The organism is Polynucleobacter sp. Nonnen-W13, assembly GCF_018881735.1.
Classification (GTDB): Bacteria; Pseudomonadota; Gammaproteobacteria; order Burkholderiales; family Burkholderiaceae; genus Polynucleobacter.
Window position 1 is genome coordinate 727,362 of record NZ_JACVPU010000001.1, and the last position, 18,686, is coordinate 746,047.

14 protein-coding genes and 1 tRNA gene are annotated in these 18,686 nt (G+C 46.1%); 9 read left to right on the forward strand and 6 right to left on the reverse strand.

The window, feature by feature from the left end:
• The first annotated feature begins 79 nt into the window (after positions 1-79).
• The 3 genes from ICN27_RS03840 to nadB all read left to right on the forward strand — a co-directional run bounded on the left by ICN27_RS03840 (position 80) and on the right by nadB (position 6,573).
• Complete coding sequence (locus ICN27_RS03840) at positions 80-1,882, forward strand: NAD(P)H-dependent oxidoreductase subunit E (RefSeq protein WP_216269039.1); 1,803 nt, start codon at positions 80-82, stop codon at positions 1,880-1,882.
• A gap of 37 nt (positions 1,883-1,919) precedes the next feature.
• Complete coding sequence (fdhF, locus tag ICN27_RS03845) at positions 1,920-4,814, forward strand: formate dehydrogenase subunit alpha (protein WP_216269040.1); 2,895 nt, start codon at positions 1,920-1,922, stop codon at positions 4,812-4,814.
• Positions 4,815-4,911: 97 nt separating this feature from the next.
• Positions 4,912-6,573, forward strand: coding sequence for an L-aspartate oxidase (gene nadB / locus ICN27_RS03850; RefSeq protein WP_216269041.1), 1,662 nt, complete (start codon positions 4,912-4,914; stop codon positions 6,571-6,573).
• Positions 6,574-6,583: 10 nt separating this feature from the next.
• On the opposite strand, the gene nadC is transcribed toward nadB, so the two are convergent.
• From nadC to pgi, 6 genes are all read right to left on the reverse strand, one after another.
• The gene (gene nadC, locus ICN27_RS03855) at positions 6,584-7,441 is read right to left on the reverse strand and encodes a carboxylating nicotinate-nucleotide diphosphorylase (RefSeq protein WP_216269042.1); all 858 of its coding nucleotides are present in this window, start codon (positions 7,439-7,441) and stop codon (positions 6,584-6,586) included.
• A 45-nt stretch (positions 7,442-7,486) separates the two neighbouring features.
• Positions 7,487-8,614 carry a quinolinate synthase NadA gene (gene nadA / locus ICN27_RS03860; protein WP_216269043.1) on the reverse strand — a complete coding sequence of 376 codons (1,128 nt, stop codon included), beginning with the start codon at positions 8,612-8,614 and terminating at the stop codon, positions 7,487-7,489.
• Positions 8,615-8,664: 50 nt separating this feature from the next.
• Positions 8,665-10,050 carry a phosphomannomutase/phosphoglucomutase gene (locus ICN27_RS03865; protein ID WP_216269044.1) on the reverse strand — a complete coding sequence of 462 codons (1,386 nt, stop codon included), beginning with the start codon at positions 10,048-10,050 and terminating at the stop codon, positions 8,665-8,667.
• Between the two features lie 17 nt (positions 10,051-10,067).
• Positions 10,068-10,436: a type II toxin-antitoxin system PemK/MazF family toxin gene (locus ICN27_RS03870; RefSeq protein ID WP_216269045.1), complete on the reverse strand. Its 369-nt coding sequence runs from the start codon at positions 10,434-10,436 to the stop codon at positions 10,068-10,070.
• Positions 10,436-10,696 carry a PbsX family transcriptional regulator gene (locus tag ICN27_RS03875; RefSeq protein WP_215329646.1) on the reverse strand — a complete coding sequence of 87 codons (261 nt, stop codon included), beginning with the start codon at positions 10,694-10,696 and terminating at the stop codon, positions 10,436-10,438. Before ICN27_RS03875 ends, ICN27_RS03870 begins: the two co-directional genes overlap by 1 nt.
• A gap of 87 nt (positions 10,697-10,783) precedes the next feature.
• The gene (pgi, locus tag ICN27_RS03880) at positions 10,784-12,274 is read right to left on the reverse strand and encodes a glucose-6-phosphate isomerase (RefSeq protein WP_216269046.1); all 1,491 of its coding nucleotides are present in this window, start codon (positions 12,272-12,274) and stop codon (positions 10,784-10,786) included.
• A 139-nt stretch (positions 12,275-12,413) separates the two neighbouring features.
• Between pgi and ICN27_RS03885 the strand changes: the two genes are divergently transcribed.
• The 6 genes from ICN27_RS03885 (at position 12,414) to ICN27_RS03910 (ending at position 18,557) form a co-directional block, all read left to right on the forward strand.
• Positions 12,414-13,550 (forward strand): NAD(P)/FAD-dependent oxidoreductase, encoded by a 1,137-nt coding sequence (locus ICN27_RS03885; RefSeq protein WP_215309852.1) that lies wholly within the window; start codon positions 12,414-12,416, stop codon positions 13,548-13,550.
• Positions 13,551-13,570: 20 nt separating this feature from the next.
• Positions 13,571-13,660: transfer RNA gene (locus ICN27_RS03890), tRNA-Ser, on the forward strand.
• Between the two features lie 291 nt (positions 13,661-13,951).
• Positions 13,952-14,752 (forward strand): hypothetical protein, encoded by an 801-nt coding sequence (locus tag ICN27_RS03895; protein ID WP_216269047.1) that lies wholly within the window; start codon positions 13,952-13,954, stop codon positions 14,750-14,752.
• 18 nt (positions 14,753-14,770) lie between these two features.
• Positions 14,771-15,601, forward strand: a complete 831-nt coding sequence (locus ICN27_RS03900; RefSeq protein WP_216269048.1) for a hypothetical protein — start codon at positions 14,771-14,773, stop codon at positions 15,599-15,601.
• Positions 15,602-15,647: 46 nt separating this feature from the next.
• Positions 15,648-16,769, forward strand: coding sequence for a choloylglycine hydrolase family protein (locus ICN27_RS03905; protein WP_216269049.1), 1,122 nt, complete (start codon positions 15,648-15,650; stop codon positions 16,767-16,769).
• Positions 16,770-16,868: 99 nt separating this feature from the next.
• Positions 16,869-18,557 (forward strand): amidohydrolase, encoded by a 1,689-nt coding sequence (locus tag ICN27_RS03910; protein ID WP_216269050.1) that lies wholly within the window; start codon positions 16,869-16,871, stop codon positions 18,555-18,557.
• Positions 18,558-18,686: the final 129 nt, after the last annotated feature.

An 18,686-nucleotide genomic window follows, 5' to 3' on the forward strand; every position in this document is an offset into this window, starting at 1 on the left:
CAATACGGCCTTTCTCAAGCCTAGCTTCAGACATAAAAAATAGCATCATTAATGCGACTAGAAATTAGAGATTAAAACTATGAATCACCCAAAACCCTCGGCTGAAGTCAAAGCTGTTGCTGTAGCAACTGCAGATGATTTAAGGGAAACCATTCGTCGCAAGAGCAAACTCAAAGGGCGCCAAGCAGATGATGTGTCTTTGGCAGAGGTTCGCCAGTTAATCGGTGCTGCAGCTGATCGTCGTGATTTGCTAATTGAAAATTTACACAAGCTTAATGACGAATACCGTGCTTTGCATGATCGTCATTTGGTTGCTCTCGCAAAAGAAATGAATTTGCCGATGGCAGAAGTTTATGAGGTTGCTACTTTTTATCACCACTTTGAAGTAGTGCGTGGCAATGATCCGGTTGCAGATATCACTTTGCGTGTCTGTGATGGTATCGCCTGCGAGCTGGCCGGCGCGCAAAATCTATTAGCAAAGTTACCGGCAATTTTAGGTAATCCTAAGATTAAGGTAGAGGCTGCTCCATGCGTGGGTCGTTGTGAACAGGCTCCAGTAGCAGTTGTGCATCAGTACCCAGTATTGTTCGCAACAACGGATAAGGTTGCCGCCGCCGTCAAAAATAATCTGACTACCCAGCCTATGGCTAAGGACAGTGCGAGCTTTGATCCTGCAGCATTGGCTGAGAAGGGGGTATCCCCGCAGGGTGAGAATCAGGCAGTTTCACCAGACTATGTGGGCTACGAATCTTATCGCGCGCAGGGTGGCTATGCCTTAGCAAAAGAAATTGTTGAAGGTAAAAAAGACGGCGAGAGCATTGTCAAGATCATGGAAAGCTCGGGACTCCGCGGCCTAGGTGGCGCAGGCTTCCCAGCAGGGCGTAAGTGGCGCATTGTGAGAGATCAAGTCGCTCCAAAGTTGATGGCAGTGAACATTGACGAAGGTGAGCCAGGCACATTTAAGGACCGCACGTATTTGGAGCGCGATCCACATCGCTTCTTAGAGGGCATGTTAATTGCTGCCAATGTAGTGGGTATAGATGCTTGCTATATTTATCTGCGCGATGAGTACCATGGTTGCCGTGAATTACTCGAAGCGGAGTTGGCTAAACTCAAAGCAAACCCCCCATTTACATTGCCGCTGATCGAGTTACGTCGTGGCGCAGGTGCATACATTTGCGGCGAAGAGTCTGCCATGATTGAAAGTATCGAAGGGAAGCGCGGCGAGCCCCGTATGCGCCCTCCCTATATCGCTCAAGTTGGTTTGTTTGGTCGTCCAACGCTCGAACATAACTTTGAAACCCTCTACTGGGTGCGTGACATTGTTCAGCGTGGTCCAGAGTGGTTTAGTTCTTTTGGTCGTCATGATCGCAAAGGCTTGCGTAGCTTCAGTGTGAGCGGCCGAGTTAAAAACCCGGGTGTGAAACTCGCTCCAGCCGGCATTACGATTCAGGAGTTAATTGACGAATATTGTGGTGGCATGCAAGTTGGCCACAAGTTCTACGGCTATCTACCAGGTGGTGCTTCAGGCGGTATCTTGCCAGCAAGCATGAATGACATTCCGTTGGATTTCGATACCTTACAGCCCTATGGCTGTTTTATTGGCTCTGCTGCAGTGATGGTGTTTGGTGACAAAGATAAGGCGCGCGATATGGCGCTCAATGTCATGCACTTCTTTGAGCATGAGAGCTGCGGTCAATGCACGCCATGTCGTGTAGGTACTAGCAAAGCTGCCAAGTTAATGCAGTCGCCATCTTGGGATCAAGGCACTTTAGAAGACTTAGCAACTGTGATGGTTGACGCTTCAATATGCGGCTTAGGTCAAGCTGCACCCAATCCAATTCGCTGTATTGCAAAATATTTCCCAGCAGAAATTGCTTAATCAGCAAGCAAAAAACCAAGGGAAAAACGAGACAAATATGAACGCACCAGTAAATCCTAAAGAGCTTGAATTGCAAACCGTTGAGTTCAAGCTAGACGGTCAAACCATCGTTTCTTATGAAGGCGAGACTATTCTCAAGGCCGCTAAGCGTCACGGGATCGATATTCCCCATCTGTGTTTCAAAGATGGTTATCGCGCTGATGGTAATTGCCGCGCGTGTGTAGTGGAGATCAATGGTGAGCGTACATTGGCGCCAAGTTGCTGCAGAAGTGCTACGCCTGGTATGGAAGTGAAGGCTAATAGCGAGCGTGCACTGAAGAGTCAAAAACTCGTCCTAGAAATGTTGTTATCTGATATGCCCGACGAAGGATTTAAGTGGGTAGGAGACAGTAAGGAAGAAGAGCAAAAAAATCAACATGGTGAATTGAGCACCTGGGCTGCGCGCTTAGATGTCACAGTTCGACCTGAGCTCAAAGTATTGCGTCGTGAAAAAGTGAGTCATGACATATCCCATCCAGCGATGGCTGTGAACTTAGATGCTTGTATTCAATGTAATCGTTGCGTACGTGCTTGTCGCGAAGAGCAGGTTAATGATGTGATCGGCTACGCAATGCGCGGTGCTCACAGCGAGATCGTGTTTGATCTGAATGACCCAATGGGTGATAGTACTTGCGTTGCCTGTGGTGAGTGTGTGCAGGCTTGCCCAACGGGTGCATTAATGCCTAAGGGATTAATTGGCTCGCAGACGGTGGATCGCAAGGTGGATTCAGTATGTCCCTTCTGCGGCGTAGGTTGCCAGATTACTTATAGCGTTAAAGATGAAAAGATTGTCAGCGTAGAGGGTCGTGATGGTCCAGCTAACCACAATCGCCTCTGCGTTAAAGGTCGCTTTGGTATGGATTACATCCATAACCCACAACGCCTAACAAAGCCGCTGATTCGTAAGGCCGGTGTTGCTAAAGATGAGGCTTTATTAGAAGGCAAGCAAGACTGGTCTGAGATCTTCCGTGAAGCAACTTGGGAAGAAGCTTTGGAACTTGCGGGTGGTGGCCTCAAAAAGCTGAAAGATCAATACGGCAATAAGGTATTGGCTGGCTTTGGTTCTGCAAAAGGTAGCAACGAAGAGGCTTATTTATTCCAAAAACTCGTACGCACTGGTTTTGGCAGTAATAACGTCGACCATTGCACGCGCCTTTGCCATGCCTCTTCTGTAGCTGCATTATTAGAGGGTGTTGGCTCTGGTGCCGTTAGTAATCAAGTAAATGATGTTGAGCACTCAAGCCTTATTTTCTTGATCGGCTCAAATCCAACCGCAAATCATCCTGTTGCCGCTACTTGGTTTAAGAATGCTGCTAAACGAGGCGCAAAAATTGTATTGTGCGATCCACGTGCGACCGAAATCAGTAAACATGCCTGGCGTACGATGCAGTTCAAGCCGGATACTGATGTGGCAATGCTCAATGCCATGATCTTCACAGTAATTGAAGAGGGTTTAGTTGATCGGGACTTTATTGAGAACCGCTCTAATAATTTTGAGGCACTCAAAGAAAATATTAAGGGCTATAGCCCAGAAGCGATGGCACCAATCTGCGGCATCCCAGCGGAAACTTTGCGTGAGGTTGCCAGAGAATTTGCGACAACTAAATCCGCAATGATTTTGTGGGGTATGGGCATCAGTCAGCACGTTCACGGTACCGATAACGCCCGTTGTTTAATTGCTTTGGTCACCATTACCGGTCAAATTGGTAAGCCTGGCTCTGGCTTGCATCCACTACGCGGACAAAATAACGTGCAGGGTGCAAGTGATGCAGGATTAATTCCGATGATGTTCCCGAACTACCAACGCGTAGATAATCCAGAAGCGCATGCCTGGTTTGAGAAATTCTGGGATACCCCATTAGACAAGAAGCCTGGTTACACCGTAGTAGAGATCATGCATAAGATCACCGCACCGGACAGTGATCCCGATAAGATTCGTGGCATGTATGTCGAAGGTGAGAATCCTGCGATGAGTGATCCCGATTTGAATCATGCCCGTCATGCTTTAGCTTCTTTGGATCTATTGGTTGTACAAGATATTTTTATGACCGAGACTGCCCTCCTAGCAGACGTGGTATTGCCAGCAAGCGCATGGCCTGAGAAAGTCGGTACTGCCAGCAATACCGACCGTATGGTTCAGATGGGTAAGAAAGCCATTAACCCTCCGGGAGATGCCAAGCCTGATCTGTGGATCATTCAGCAAATTGCTAAACGCATGGGCCTGAACTGGAATTACCAGGGTGCTGACGACGGCGTTGCTGAGGTGTATGACGAGATGCGTCAAGCAATGCATGCAGCTATCAATGGCATTACGTGGGAGCGTCTAGAAAAAGAGTCTAGCGTGACTTACCCATGTTTATCCGCTGAAGATCCAGGTCGCCCCATTGTGTTTGATGATAAGTTTGATACTAAAGATGGCAGAGTGAAGTTGGTGCCAGCAGATATCATTCCCGCAAATGAGCGCCCAGATGCGGAGTATCCATTTGTCTTGATTACAGGGCGTCAGTTAGAGCATTGGCATACTGGCAGTATGACGCGCCGTGCAACCGTCTTGGATGCGATTGAGCCAATGGCTACTGTGTCGATGCATGGTGAAGATATGACTCAGCTAGGCGTTTCTGCTGGCGATGTGATCACTGTTCAGTCCCGTCGTGGCGAAGTAGCTATCCACGTGCGTCGAGATGATGGCACTCCGCGTGGTGTAATCTTTATTCCATTTGCATACTATGAGGCTGCAGCCAACCTGATTACCAACTCTGCCCTAGATCCATTTGGAAAGATTCCGGAGTTTAAGTACTGCGCAGTCAAACTCGCTAAAGGCGGTCAGGCTGCTTCAGTGATGGGTTATGGAACTAATGACCCTAGTAGGCAGCAGTCTGAGCTCACTTCCTAAGCTATTTAGTAAGATCTAATAAAGCCCCCTTATCAGGGGCTTTGTTCGTTTAAATCTCTTAAAATATATTTTTAGCGATTGCCCTTTAGAATTAGTCATGGCTAGTTCAAAACCCCAAACCCCACCATCTGATACCAAAGCAGAATTACCCGTCCTGATTATTGGAGCGGGTCTAGCAGGCCTCACCGTTGCTCTACATATGGCAGAGACGCAACCAGTTATTGTGATGGCCAAGCGCGGTCTGGGTGAGGCTGCCACTGCATGGGCTCAAGGTGGCATCGTCGGAGTAGTCGATAAAGTACACGACAGTGTTGATTCTCATGTGGCTGATACCTTAGATGCTGGCGCAGGACTCGTGGTGGAGTCTACTGCTCGATATATTGCTGAAGAAAGCGCTGAAGCCATTCGTTGGCTGGTTGAACAGGGCGTTCCGTTTACCGCCGACGAGACTGGTCCTATGGGTTTGCATCTGACTCGTGAAGGTGGCCATAGTCAGCGTCGGATCGCGCACGTTGCTGATGCTACGGGTAAGGCCATTCATGAGGTCTTATTAGATAAAGCACGAGATCATAAAAATATTCAATTGCTAGAGCACTGGATTGCTTTAGATCTGATTACCAATCGGCACTTGGATGCGAAGACGCAACGCGCTAAGCCGAATCGTTGCTATGGTGTATATGCCCTTGATATTAAAAATAATCGTGTAGAAACAATTGAGGCCAAGTCGGTGGTATTAGCTACCGGCGGTGTTGGCAAGGTATATAAGTACACCAGTAATCCGGACACTGCGACAGGTGATGGTATTGCTATGGCCTGGCGTGCAGGTTGCCGTGTCGGTAATATGGAATTTATTCAGTTTCACCCAACATGTTTATATCACCCGAGCGATAGAACCTTTTTAATTACTGAGGCGATGCGTGGTGAAGGTGGCCTGCTCAAGCTCCCCAATGGCAATCGCTTTATGTCAGAGCATGATGAGCGTAATGAGTTGGCTCCTCGTGACATTGTTGCTAGGGCAATCGACTTTGAAATGAAAAAGCATGGTCTCGATTACGTACATCTCGATGCCACCCATTTAGGTGAAGCTTTTATTCAAGAGCATTTTCCAATGATCTATGCGCGCTGTATGAGTTTGGGATTGGACATTACTAAAGAGCCAATACCTGTAGTACCAGCAGCGCACTATACCTGTGGTGGAGTTGTTACTGACCTCAAAGGGCGTACTGATTTACCTGGTCTATATGCGGTAGGCGAAGCTACTTATACAGGCTTGCATGGCGCCAATCGTTTGGCAAGCAACTCATTATTGGAGTGCATTGTTATTGGTAAAGCTGCTGCTGCAGATATTTCTGCATTAAAAACACCAGCAATGCCAAAGCTCCCGCTCTGGGATGAGAGTCAAGTAGAGGATGCAGATGAGCAAGTGGTGATTGCCCACAATTGGGATGAGTTGCGTTCATTGATGTGGAACTATGTCGGCATCGTGAGAACCAATCGACGCTTAGAGCGAGCATTACATCGCATCAAACTACTCAGATATGAAGTGCAAGAATATTACGCTAACTTTAAGGTAACACGCGACTTAATTGAGCTTCGCAATCTGTTGGAGTGTGCGGAACTCATTGTGAGATCAGCTTTAATGCGTAGAGAGAGTAGGGGGCTGCATTACAGCCGTGATTACCCGGGCACTTGGGCAGTTTCTTATCCAACTATTTTGACGCCCCAGGCTGAGGGCAATTCCGAAAACGCTGCAAGCTAGAGATGGATTGCTATGCGGATATTCTCATTGAGAAATCCACTGCCTTAATATCTTTCGTCAGTTTTCCAAGAGAGATCCGATCAACGCCAGTGGCTGCAATTGCCCTCATCTGATCCAAGTCGATACCACCAGAAGCCTCTAGTAAGGCGCGACCATGAGTAAAGGCGACCGCTTCTTTCATTTGCTCGGTAGTAAAGTTATCGATCAAGATATTTTTGGCGCCAGCATCTAAAGCTTCTTTCAGTTCAGTGAAGTTTTCTACTTCCACCTGAATATCCACCCCAGCATTTAAAGCTTGTGCAGCTTTCACGGCAGCAGCAACGCCACCTGCGGCAGCAATATGATTTTCTTTAATTAAGATGCCATGCCAAAGTGCAAGACGTTGATTTTGACCACCACCGACGCGAACTGCGTATTTCTGGGCTTGACGTAATCCCGGAATGGTCTTGCGAGTATCGAGTACAGCACAACCCTTTGGGTTTGGACTGACTCCTGCAATCGCATCAACATGCTGACGCGCACTACTGGCAGTCCAAGATAGTGTTTGTAAAAAATTAATACAGGGACGCTCAGCCGAGAGTAGGGCACGAGAATTTGCATCAATATCGCACACTTGGGTATCAGGCTTCATCAAGTCACCCTCTTGGTAATGCCAAGTGACTTTTGCTGCTGGATCTAATGTTTTAAGGGTGCCTTCAAACCAATCTATCCCACAGAGCACAGCCTCTTGGCGCACGATCAGTTGCGCATGTACAGGCTTGCTAGGAACCAGTTGCGCAGTCCAATCGCACTGACCAATATCTTCCATCAGCGCATCAGCAATATTGCGTTGGCGGGCTTGCTCTACAGTTTCGTTGTAATCAAACATGCATATTCAGTCAAAAATACTATCCAGAAAAATATCTAAATTAGCTTAGGCAGCGCCAATATTCTTTACAAAGCCATGTTGAGCCTTGGCCAGAAGATCGGGATGATTTTTTGTGAAATCTAACATTCGCTCAATACAACCCAATGCTTTGGCTCGAATATCTTCTTTGATAAAAATTTCACCAGAGGCGTTCTCAAGGCAATTGAGAATGCCTTGCAAACCATTCATCGCCATCCAGGGACAGTGGGCGCAGCTCTTGCAGGTAGCGCTATTGCCAGCAGTGGGGGCCTCAATCAATACTTTATTAGGAGCCAATTGGCGCATGCGATGCAAGATGCCATTATCGGTAGCTACAATGTATTCAGAAGCGGAGCCTTCAACCACAGCTTTAATCATGGCAGATGTGGAGCCAACGACATCTGCTAAATCTACAACCGCTTGTGGAGACTCGGGGTGAACTAGAACCATGGCATTGGGATGTGCTGCCATTAACATTTCTAATTCAACCGCTTTAAATTCATCATGAACAATGCATGCGCCATTCCATAGCAACATATCAGCGCCAGTCTGCTCTTGAATGTAGCGACCTAGATGACGATCAGGTGCCCATAAGATTTTTTTACCTTCAATCTTGAGTTGATGAACGATAGCTAAAGCACAAGAGCTTGTTACCATCCAATCAGCCTGGGCTTTAACAGCTGCACTCGTATTGGCATAGACAACTACAGTGCGATCCGGATGCAGTGCTCTAAAGGCGCCAAAGTCAGCAGCATCACAACCTAAGTCTAAAGAGCAGCTCGCCTCCAAGTCTGGCATAAAGACGCGCTTTTCTGGACTTAGAATCTTGGCAGATTCACCCATAAAGCGCACGCCAGCAACAATCAAGTTTTTGGCAGAGTGGTTTTTGCCAAAGCGTGCCATTTCTAAAGAATCGGCAACAAAGCCACCAGTTTCTATTGCAAGATCTTGAATATCACCATCGACGTAGTAATGAGCAACTAAAGCAGCATCTTTCTCAATCAGCAATTGCTTGATACGGGCTAGTACAGCAGTTTTTTCAGTGCCATGTAGTTGGGGAGGTGTCTTCGCCCAAGCTTGAGCTGTACATGAAGCCCCGGCAGCATTCTGCTGGGGGTAATCAAAAGCTATAGAAGTGCTAACAGTGGAAGTCATAGGTAATTTTATCTCTATTACGCGAGCTAGCGATAGCTGACCTCAATTACTTAAAACGGTAGCTTTGCTTCTGGCTTTGCGGCTAACAATACCGCCTTAAACTCGGCCTGTATACGCTGGATAGCCTCTTCACTATCTGCCTCAAAGCGCATCACCACAACTGGTGTTGTGTTGGAAGGTCGGGCCAGACCAAAGCCATCCGCGTATTCGACTCGCACACCATCAATCGTATTGATTGACTCCGATGTTGGGAACTTTGCATTGGCTTTGATTGTTTCTAGTAGGGCGAAAGGTTCACCTTCGGCGCAAGCGAGTTGCAATTCTGGGGTGCAGATTGCATTTGGTAAGCCGTTGAGAGTATCACTTGGATTTTTCTCTTTGCTAAGAATTTCTAGCAAGCGTGCGCCGGTGTAAAGACCATCATCAAAACCAAACCAACGATCCTTAAAGAAGATGTGACCACTCATCTCGCCAGCCAACGGGGCGCCAGTTTCTTTGAGCTTCGCTTTGACTAAAGAGTGGCCTGTTTTCCACATGATGGGTTCGCCACCATGTTCCTTAACGTAGGTGGCTAAGTTGCGAGTGCACTTCACGTCGTAAATAATTTGACCGCCAGGATTGCGGGAGAGTACATCTTTTGCAAAGAGCATCATTTGGCGGTCTGGGAAAATGACTTGACCATCTTTAGTGACTACGCCTAAACGATCGGCATCTCCATCAAAGGCAAGGCCTAATTCATTATCGGTAGTTTGGAGGTTCTTGATGAGGTCTTGCAGGTTTTCAATATGGGCTGGATCCGGATGGTGATTGGGAAAATGTCCATCGACTTCGCAGAACAATTCTTGAACTTCGCAACCTAAAGCTCTAAACAGTTTGCCAGCAAAAGCGCCACCAACGCCATTGCCACAATCCACTGCAATCTTCATGGGGCGAGCCAGCTTCACATCGCCAACAATATAGTTGAGGTACATCGGGAAAATATCAAAGGTACTACGTGTTCCTTGGCCAACAGTAAATTCCTTGGCTTCAATGCGTTTACGTAAGTCCTGAATCTGCTCGCCATAAATAGCCGCTGTACCCAAGACCATTTTGAAGCCGTTGTAGTTCGGGGGATTATGGCTACCAGTAATCATGATCCCGGATTTCGGTGTTTTTCCATTGATGGTGTGATTGGCAGCAAAGTACACCATTGGAGTAGCCACCATACCTAAATCGATCACATTGATGCCGGTAGAGAGCAGGCCTGCTGTTAATGCTTCAATTAAGCTAGGACCAGAAAGACGACCATCACGACCAATAACAATATCGGTTTCACCAAGCTCACGCATTTCAGTGCCAAAGGCTTGGCCAATCAATTTGGCGATAGAGGGATCTAAGGTCTCATCAATAATGCCGCGGATGTCATACGCTTTAAAAATTGAAGGGGATAGTTTCACTTTGATTCCTGGTGGTATTAATGAGCAATTTCGATGATTGAGTTTAGACCCTCACAAGCCTCCTGAAAGAGGGCGGGCGGCAGATTCTTCCATGGATGGGGTCTTGCAGAGCGCAGGCGCCAGTCAAAAGATTTTGGCTGATGTGTCAAGATAAAGACGGGCTCACTGCGACCAATAGAAAATTTGATTGCAAATGGATTGGTTTCATTAGACTTTGCGTGCGTCATGGGGAGCCCAATAACAAGGCCAGTTTTTTCATTAAATGCTTTAGGTGAGAGGACGAGCATGGGATGCTCATCTTTCATTTCTTTTCCCAATTGGGGATTAAAGTTAATCCAAATCATGTCCCTACGCTCAGGAACCCAAGCCCTCAATTTTTCTGCCATTAAATAATTTCTTTCCCAATGGGTGTTGATGTCATTACTTCGCCACCATGTGTCTCTGGATCAAAGGCTTTTAGCTTTTGAGAGAGGCTCAGTTTAGGCTTGCCAACCACCCGGAGTAAAACACCATCCTTAACAACCTCAACTGAGATAGGGACTCCTTGAGAGAAATGGGCAGCCTTAGCCACTGGTGAGGTGATTCGAACACCAAGACCATTCCCCCATTCTTGAATGGTTTGCTGTACCTTTAATGCTGGAGCCATAGGCACCCCCCCTAGATAAGTGTTTATATAAGTTTAAACAATATGCCTGGCAATGTCAATTTGATCAGACTTAGGTGGATTGGTACTCTATGAATTTAATAAATTAATACGAGCGGCAGTCACAGCATCAATATCTGCACTGGCAGCGATATCATTCTGATGACTTGCAAGTGCTTTCTCGATTGGCTTGGCTAGTACTTTGCCGTATTCAACGCCAGGTTGATCAAAGCTATTGATATTCCACAGGGCACCTAAAGTTGCAGTACGGTTTTCGTATAAAGCGAGTAGAGCGCCAAGATAAAACGCATTGAGTTTAGGTAGCAACAAGAGATTGCTTGGGCGCTTACCAGGATAGACATCATTTGGATTTGCAGCAGACTTACCATTTGCCAATGCCTGAGCTTGCGCTAAACAGTTCGAAAGTAGAATGCGATGATGCGCAATAGCCTCAGGTCGATCACTCATGGGTTCACGCACAGCAATGAAATCAATCGGAATGATTTCTGTACCTTGATGAAAGAGCTGAAAGTATGAGTGTTGCGCATTACTACCCGCGCTGCCAAATACCACTGGTGAAGAATGCTTAACTGCCTTGCCATCCCGATCCACGCTCTTGCCGTTACTTTCCATGTCCAGTTGCTGCAGCCACTTTGGAAACCAATCTAAAGCATCTGCATACGGTATAGCAGCATACGCTTTAATCTGATGATTCTCTTGCTGGTGGAGCAAAGAGAGTGCCATGATGACGGGGAGATTTTCTTCAAGAGGTGCGTTCTTAAAATGCAAATCCATCGCTTCGGCACCAGCTAAAAATTGTTTGAATGTCTCAAAGCCATATTGCAAAGCAATCGGTAGACCTACTGCCGACCATACAGAGTAGCGGCCACCCACCCAATCCCAGAAAGGAAAGATATTATCTTGGCTTACGCCAAAGTCTTTGGCGGCAGGGATGTTGGCAGTGACTGCATATAAAGAATCAGTAATTTGGTTGGCAGTACAGCCACTGTCTTTAAGCCAGGCAACAACGGCTTTGGCATTCATGGAAGTTTCAAGAGTCGTGAATGACTTCGAGACCACGATGACACGAGTGCTATGCGCTTGAGCGCGAGCAAGGATACGCGCTAACTCAGCAGTATCAATATTAGCCAAAAAATGCATCCGCATACCGCAGCTTGTAATCCCAGGAACATGGGCGAGCGCTTCAATTGCTAAGCGAGGGCCAAAGTCTGATCCGCCTATGCCAATATGAATAACATCGGTGACGCCAACCCAGGTATTACACAGCGCATCAATGCGATGCCAAACTTCAGAAACCGCGGGCATGACATCTTTGCCATCAATCATGACCGGCGTTTTGCTTAAGTTACGCAGCGCAGAGTGAAGAGCGGGGCGATCTTCACTATTGTTAATGTGCTTACCAGCAAACATATCTGCAATAAATTGCTCTAGATGACTCTGGCGAGCAGAGGTAAAAAGCTTTTTCCAGTGAGCAGTATCAATTCCTTGATAGGCGGTATCGAGCACCACATCAAGGGCAGAGTGAATATTTTGGTTAGCTAATTCGGCGTGCACAGACATGGCTAGATTTTATCAATAAGGACATCAAAATCCCCTTAAAACGCTGAAAATGTTACGATTTCACCAATAACAAGGCTTTATCTTAGGCAAAAGTCATTACAAAATTGAGACATATCTGAAATCAAGTCAGGAATAGCGGATGGAGCAGGTTGATTGCGTGGTGGTAGGCGCTGGAGTAGTTGGTTTGGCAGTTGCTCGCGAGATGGCATTGCAGGGCCGAGAAACGATTTTGCTCGAGCGTGAGGATTCTTTTGGAACCATTAGTAGTGCACGCAATAGTGAAGTGATTCACGCAGGGATTTATTACCCTAAGGACTCTCTAAAGGCTAAGCTCTGTGTAGAAGGCAATCGTCTCTTGTATGAATACTGCCGAAGTCATCAAGTGAGCACGCAAGCCTACGGTAAGTTAATTGTTGCTGCAGACGCTAGTCAGTTAGATGACCTGCAGGCAATTCTCTATAAGGCTCAAAATAACCAAGTGCCTGATATCAAGATGATTTCAGGTGCGCAGGCGAAAGCGCTGGAGCCGCAGTTGCGATGTGAGGCAGCAGTGCTCTCAAGTTCAACGGGTGTAGTAGACAGTCACGGATTAATGCTGTCATTGCTAGGCGGATTTGAGGATGCAGGAGGCATGGTTGCCTATCAATCCCCTTTGCTCAGCGCTAAGCCGATTGGCAATAATGCCCAGGGTGGCTTTGAGCTCATGATTGGTGGCGTTGACGGTATGACCATTCAGACGAAATTGCTGATGAATTGTGCGGGACTAAGTGCGCCAGCGCTAGCCCAAAAAATTGAAGGCCTCTCGAAAGACCGAATACCCAAAGCCTACTTCGCAAAAGGCAATTACTTCTCCTTATCAGGTAAATCTCCATTCAGTCATTTGATCTATCCAATACCTGAACCGGGTGGACTAGGTGTTCATCTGACTCTCGACATGGGTGGGCAGGCGAAGTTTGGTCCAGACGTGGAATGGCTGGATATCGATGAAGAGAGCCAGATTAATTACACGGTTGACCCGCAGCGAGGAGAAGCTTTTTATGCAGCAGTTAGGCAGTACTGGCCAGGCTTAAAGGATGGTGCTTTACAAGCAGATTACTCAGGTGTCAGAGCCAAAATCGTCCCGCCAAATGCCCCAGCAGGAGACTTTTACTTTGAAGGACCCCAACAGCATCAACTGAACGGCTTATTTAACCTGTATGGCTTTGAGTCCCCAGGGCTTACCTCTTGCTTGGCAATTGCTCAGCATTTGGAGGCACAAATCAAAAGTTCTCTATAATCTAGGACTTAAATCGCAAAGGAAGAGTGGCAGAGCGGTTGAATGCACCAGTCTTGAAAACTGGCGAGGATGAAAGTCCTCCGTGAGTTCGAATCTCACCTCTTCCGCCAAATAAATAGGTATTACAAGGATTTGTGGCAATACAACACCCTTGTTACCAAAATCGTTACCAAAGCCATCCTACGGGGTGGCTTTTCTTTTGGCACTGAGGGGCCGCTATCGGCCAATTAGAGACGCTTGTAAGAAATAAGTCCGCGCCTTTCTAAGGAGTAGGTCGCACGTTCGAATCGTGCTGGGCAGGCCATAAACTTCAAAAATATTGACAACTACGTCCTAGACAGTACTAAAGTACTTACTATATCTAATAACTGTAACTAATACATAAATTCAAAGGGGTAGGGATGCCAATATTCTTAAAAAGAACACTGGTCGGTTTTTTATCGACTTTAATCGTAGCTACACCAGCGTTTGCTCAAGATAGTAATACATCAAATCCACTACCAAAAGTCTCGCAAGAATGGCGCTTTGAAGTTACTCCTTATGTATGGGCGCCTGCAATTAAAGGCACTATAAATTTTGATAATGGCCTTGCGAAAACTGCTGATTTTTCTTCGAGCAATGTCCTTAGCAATCTGAAGTCTGGCGCAATGATGGCTGCTGAAGCACATAAGGGTAACTGGGGCATTATGGGCGATCTTGTTTCAGCTACGTTGCAACATTCAGGATCAGTTCCCATATATGGCGGCGCTGCCACCGTAGCAGACAAAATTACGCTGCAGCAAACGGTTTTAACTGGTGCCGCAACTTATACGCTTGCTAATACACGGGACGTATATGTTGACGCCTTGCTGGGAGCTCGGGCAATTGATATTACAGCTACCTTAAACGGCAATTTAATTGGTACCGCTGAAAAAGAAACGATTTCAAAGAAAACCTCGACGGTCGATCCTATCATCGGCGCTAAAGGTCGTTACCGTATCGCTGACTCAAGTTGGTATCTGCCTGCCTATGCCGATATTGGCAGTGGTGGTGGTACTACGAATTTGACATGGCAGGTAATGGCTGGCATTGGTAAATCATTTGGCAGCTTGATTGATGCGTCATTGACGTATCGCGCGTTGTATTACGACATGAAGGCTGGTGGTGTTTTGCAAAAGACCACGATGCAAGGTCCGCAAGCTGCCATTACTTTTAAATTTTGATTCTGAATCACTGATCCCATGAAAACATTCAAACATATTCTTGTCGTTATCGCAGCGACTACATTGTCTAGTCTAGTAGCTGCTCAAAGCAGTAGCGCCCCTGATGGGGGTGTGGATAAGGTCGGCATTGCTAAAAAACTAGCCAACCCGATTGCCAATATGATTTCGGTGCCACTGCAATACGAATTTAGTCGTGGTGTTGGTAAAAATCAGGGGGGTTCAGAGCAGACCTTGCTCTTTCAGCCGGTAACTCCATTTGATCTTGGTGGCGGAGATACTTTTATTGTTCGTCCGATTGTTGCCGGTGTGAGAGAGGTCAGTGTTCAGGCTGCGAATGGACAATCATTTTCGGGTTATGGCATTGCTAGCGTTACGGTGGAATCGTTCTATGCACCCAACACTAATTCATCGTGGATCTGGGGTATGGGTCCCTATGCTGTATCTCCCTCGGGCAATAGCGGCAAGTTTGGCTCACAACAAACAGGTGCTGGTGTGACGGGTGTAATTCTCAATCGTCATGGTCCCTGGACTTATGGATTGCTAGGTTATCAGTCTTGGAGTGTAGGTGGCAATCCAAGCTTTGGCACGCAAAACAATTTATATGGCCAACCGTTTGTCGCTTTCACCAACAAGGACGCATTTACTTATACCGTGAATATGGAGGCGCAATATAACTACGATACGCATCGTACTTCCAACCCCTTATATGCCGGCGTATCGAAATTAATGGTATTTGATGGCGTACCTTTGCAGTTTGCCGCTGGCCCTATGTATTACATTAGCAATACTCCAGGTGGTCCGTCAGGATGGGGCGCTCGTGCCACAGCAACTTTGGTCATTTTGAAATAAACAAAAGCGTTTGAAGGCTGACACCAGACTTTATATAAGGACTCATATGAAACAAATCATCACTCATAAAATTGTTGCTACATCACTCTCGCTAACCTTAGTATTTGCTCCCTTTTTGAGTGAGGCATGTACTGCTGTGAATATCACTGCAAAAGATGGCTCTGTTGTTGCGGGTAGAACAATGGAGTGGGCTTTTGATATGAAGTGGCAGTTAACCGTCAATCCCAAAGGTACAGCTATCGCGTTAACTGCGCCTAGTTCAATGAAATTATCTGCAAGCAGTTTGTCGAGTAAATATGGATTTGCAGGTATCTCACCAGCCATCCTACCAGGACCACCTGCCTACTTAGAAGGTCAAAATGAAGCTGGTCTAGCGATTAGTGGAAACTTCTTGCCAGGCTTTACTGAATACCAGACAGTCAGCCCGCAAGATAAAAACTACGTTTCGATTCTTAATTTAGGCGGCTTTATTTTGGGGATGTTTGCTACAGTCAAAGAGCTGCGTAATGAATTACCAAAATATAAAGTTTGGTTTGATCCAAGTGAAGTAAAGGGTTTACCAACCCCGCCATGGTTGCATTTTGTTTTAACTGATCGAAGTGGCGAGAGTATCGTGATTGAGTTTGTAAAAGGCCAAATGGTCATCCACAATAATCTAGCAGGCGTCTTAACCAATGCCCCAACCTATGACTGGCACCTGAATAACGTACGAAACTATTTGTCACTCACAGCAACTGCTACCCCCTCTGTGACTGTTGGCAACGTTAATGTAACTGAGTTAGGGCAGGGCGGTGGTTTGATTGGCTTGCCAGCGGATTACACTCCACCATCGCGTTTTGTCAGAGCCACTTATCTCAGGCAGCTTGCCTATCAGCCTAGTAATAGCATTGATGCTGTTGCGTTAACTGGTCATATTTTAGATAATGTGGACATTCCTATGGGGGTTGCAAGATCTACTGATGGCAAGCAGATAGTCTCTGATTACACGCAGTGGATCAATCTGAAGGATTTAAAAAATAACAAGATGAAGATTGCTAATTATGCAAGTCGCACCAACTTTATCGAGATTGATTTGAACCAAATGTTTAAATCTGGAAAAACAAAAAGCTGGTTAGTGGATAAATTGCCTTACCCAAAAAACGATTTGACAACAGAACTCTTAAAATAAATTAGTAGATAAACCGCCTTCGGGTGGTTTATTTTTTAGTGCATCAAACTAGGTTTATTTGTTCATGAAAATTTCAAAACCTTAATACATCGGCCATTTATGCGTATCCTCAAAATTATTTTCTCTGCAGTTTTTCTTTCGCTAGCCACCCCGGTCTTTGCCGACAATGCAGTGATTTATTTCAATGGTGACATCCTGACGATGGAGGGTGATAAGCCACAGTATGTTGAAGCAGTCGTAGTTAAGGGTAAGAAGATTACTTATGTTGGTAATCTGCGAGATGCTTTAAATGGAGCCGGTGCCAATCCAGTAATGCAGGATTTAAAAGGTCAAACTTTATTGCCAGGCTTTATTGATGCCTGGGGCCACTTTACCCTGATTGCTCAGAACACTCTCGCTGTCAATCTGGGGTACTTTTCCAAAAATCCGCCGAAAACTACTAAGCAGCTAATAGACCGCTTGAAAGCAGAAGCAAAGCCGTTTAATGGTTGGGTTATTGGCGCAGAGTATGCAGACGCTTTTCTTACCGACGGTCCTTTAACCATTGCTCAGTTAGATGCAGCATTTCCTAATCAACCAGTATTTGTCAATAACATTTCTACCTTGACTGGGATTGTGAATACTACGGGACTAAAAAAGCTAGGATTTACCAAAGCCACTAAAGTGACACAAGGCATGCTGCCCGTTGATCCAAAGACAGGAAAACTTACTGGTGAGTTGATTGGTGATCCAAATTTCGAGGCAACAGCGAAGGTATTCGGTAAGTATTCCCAAGATTTAACGATGGAAACTTATCGCAAAGCCGAACAGATCTATGTCTCAAATGGATACACTACTGCGCAAAGCTATGAAACTACGATTCAAGATATTAGCAATATGCGCCAAGCAGTTGATCGTAATGTGATCAGCTTAGACCTGATTGCGTTGCCCACCTATGATGTGGTTGATCAATTGCTTGCAACCAATAAAAATTATCCATTTGGGGTCTATACCAAGGGCGCTGGCGGCTTCAAGGTTGCTGGAATATTGGTTTCTACAGATGGCGCGCCACAATTACGTTTGGCCTATTTCACGAAGCCTTACACTGATACCACAGGTTTTTCAAAAGATTGGCGCGGGATGGCTGTTGCTTCCCAGGATTTGGTTGATAAGTATGCCAAGTTAGCCTACGAAAAAAATATCCAGTATTTCGGTTACTCCAATGGGGATGCCGGCATTGATATGGCGCTTTCAGGAATTACCAAGGCAATAAAAGAAACGGGTATTACTGAAGACCGCAGATCAGTAATCTCACATTCCTTCTTTGTTCGTGATGATCAACTCGACCAATACAAGGCCAATAAAATCTTGCCCCAATTTATGCCTAACCACATCTGGATGTATGGGGACGTGTACAAACGGATTCTGGGGGACGAGAGAGCTAACAATATGGTTCCACTCAATTTGGCTAAAGCAAAAGGTGTGCAATTTGGACTTCATAATGACACGCCATCATCAGGGCCAAGCGCATTGTTTACGATTTGGACCGCGGTTAATCGCAAGACCTATGGAGAAGCTACTTTAGGACCTGATCAACGCATAGATCCATATACCGCTCTGCGCGGCTTTACAGCTGTGCCTGCATATCAGTACAAAGAAGAGGTATCAAAGGGCACTATTACAGCTGGAAAACTTGCGGATATGGTGATTCTTGATCGCAATCCAATGAAAGTAGACCCAATGGAAATTAAGGATATTCAGATTGTGAAGACCATTAAGAATGGTAAAGATCTTTATGGTCGCCCCTAGTTGGGTAGATTAGTACTCATGGTTGATAGACTCCTTTGTGCTGTTGCGGAGGTAGGCTCCATCAAATAAAAAACCCCAGCAATCACTAGCTGGGGTTTTATCTTTCTAGTAACTAGAAAATTTTTATTG

What these genes read in the sequence shown, in the direction of transcription:
- ICN27_RS03840 (WP_216269039.1), top strand. Translation starts at nt 80, where the DNA reads ATGAATCACCCAAAACCCTCGGCTGAAGTCAAAGCTGTTGCTGTAGCA.
- fdhF (WP_216269040.1), top strand. Translation starts at nt 1,920, where the DNA reads ATGAACGCACCAGTAAATCCTAAAGAGCTTGAATTGCAAACCGTTGAG.
- nadB (WP_216269041.1), top strand. Translation starts at nt 4,912, where the DNA reads ATGGCTAGTTCAAAACCCCAAACCCCACCATCTGATACCAAAGCAGAA.
- nadC (WP_216269042.1), bottom strand. Translation starts at nt 7,441, where the DNA reads ATGTTTGATTACAACGAAACTGTAGAGCAAGCCCGCCAACGCAATATT.
- nadA (WP_216269043.1), bottom strand. Translation starts at nt 8,614, where the DNA reads ATGACTTCCACTGTTAGCACTTCTATAGCTTTTGATTACCCCCAGCAG.
- ICN27_RS03870 (WP_216269045.1), bottom strand. Translation starts at nt 10,436, where the DNA reads ATGGCAGAAAAATTGAGGGCTTGGGTTCCTGAGCGTAGGGACATGATT.
- ICN27_RS03875 (WP_215329646.1), bottom strand. Translation starts at nt 10,696, where the DNA reads ATGGCTCCAGCATTAAAGGTACAGCAAACCATTCAAGAATGGGGGAAT.
- pgi (WP_216269046.1), bottom strand. Translation starts at nt 12,274, where the DNA reads ATGTCTGTGCACGCCGAATTAGCTAACCAAAATATTCACTCTGCCCTT.
- ICN27_RS03885 (WP_215309852.1), top strand. Translation starts at nt 12,414, where the DNA reads ATGGAGCAGGTTGATTGCGTGGTGGTAGGCGCTGGAGTAGTTGGTTTG.
- ICN27_RS03895 (WP_216269047.1), top strand. Translation starts at nt 13,952, where the DNA reads ATGCCAATATTCTTAAAAAGAACACTGGTCGGTTTTTTATCGACTTTA.
- ICN27_RS03900 (WP_216269048.1), top strand. Translation starts at nt 14,771, where the DNA reads ATGAAAACATTCAAACATATTCTTGTCGTTATCGCAGCGACTACATTG.
- ICN27_RS03905 (WP_216269049.1), top strand. Translation starts at nt 15,648, where the DNA reads ATGAAACAAATCATCACTCATAAAATTGTTGCTACATCACTCTCGCTA.
- ICN27_RS03910 (WP_216269050.1), top strand. Translation starts at nt 16,869, where the DNA reads ATGCGTATCCTCAAAATTATTTTCTCTGCAGTTTTTCTTTCGCTAGCC.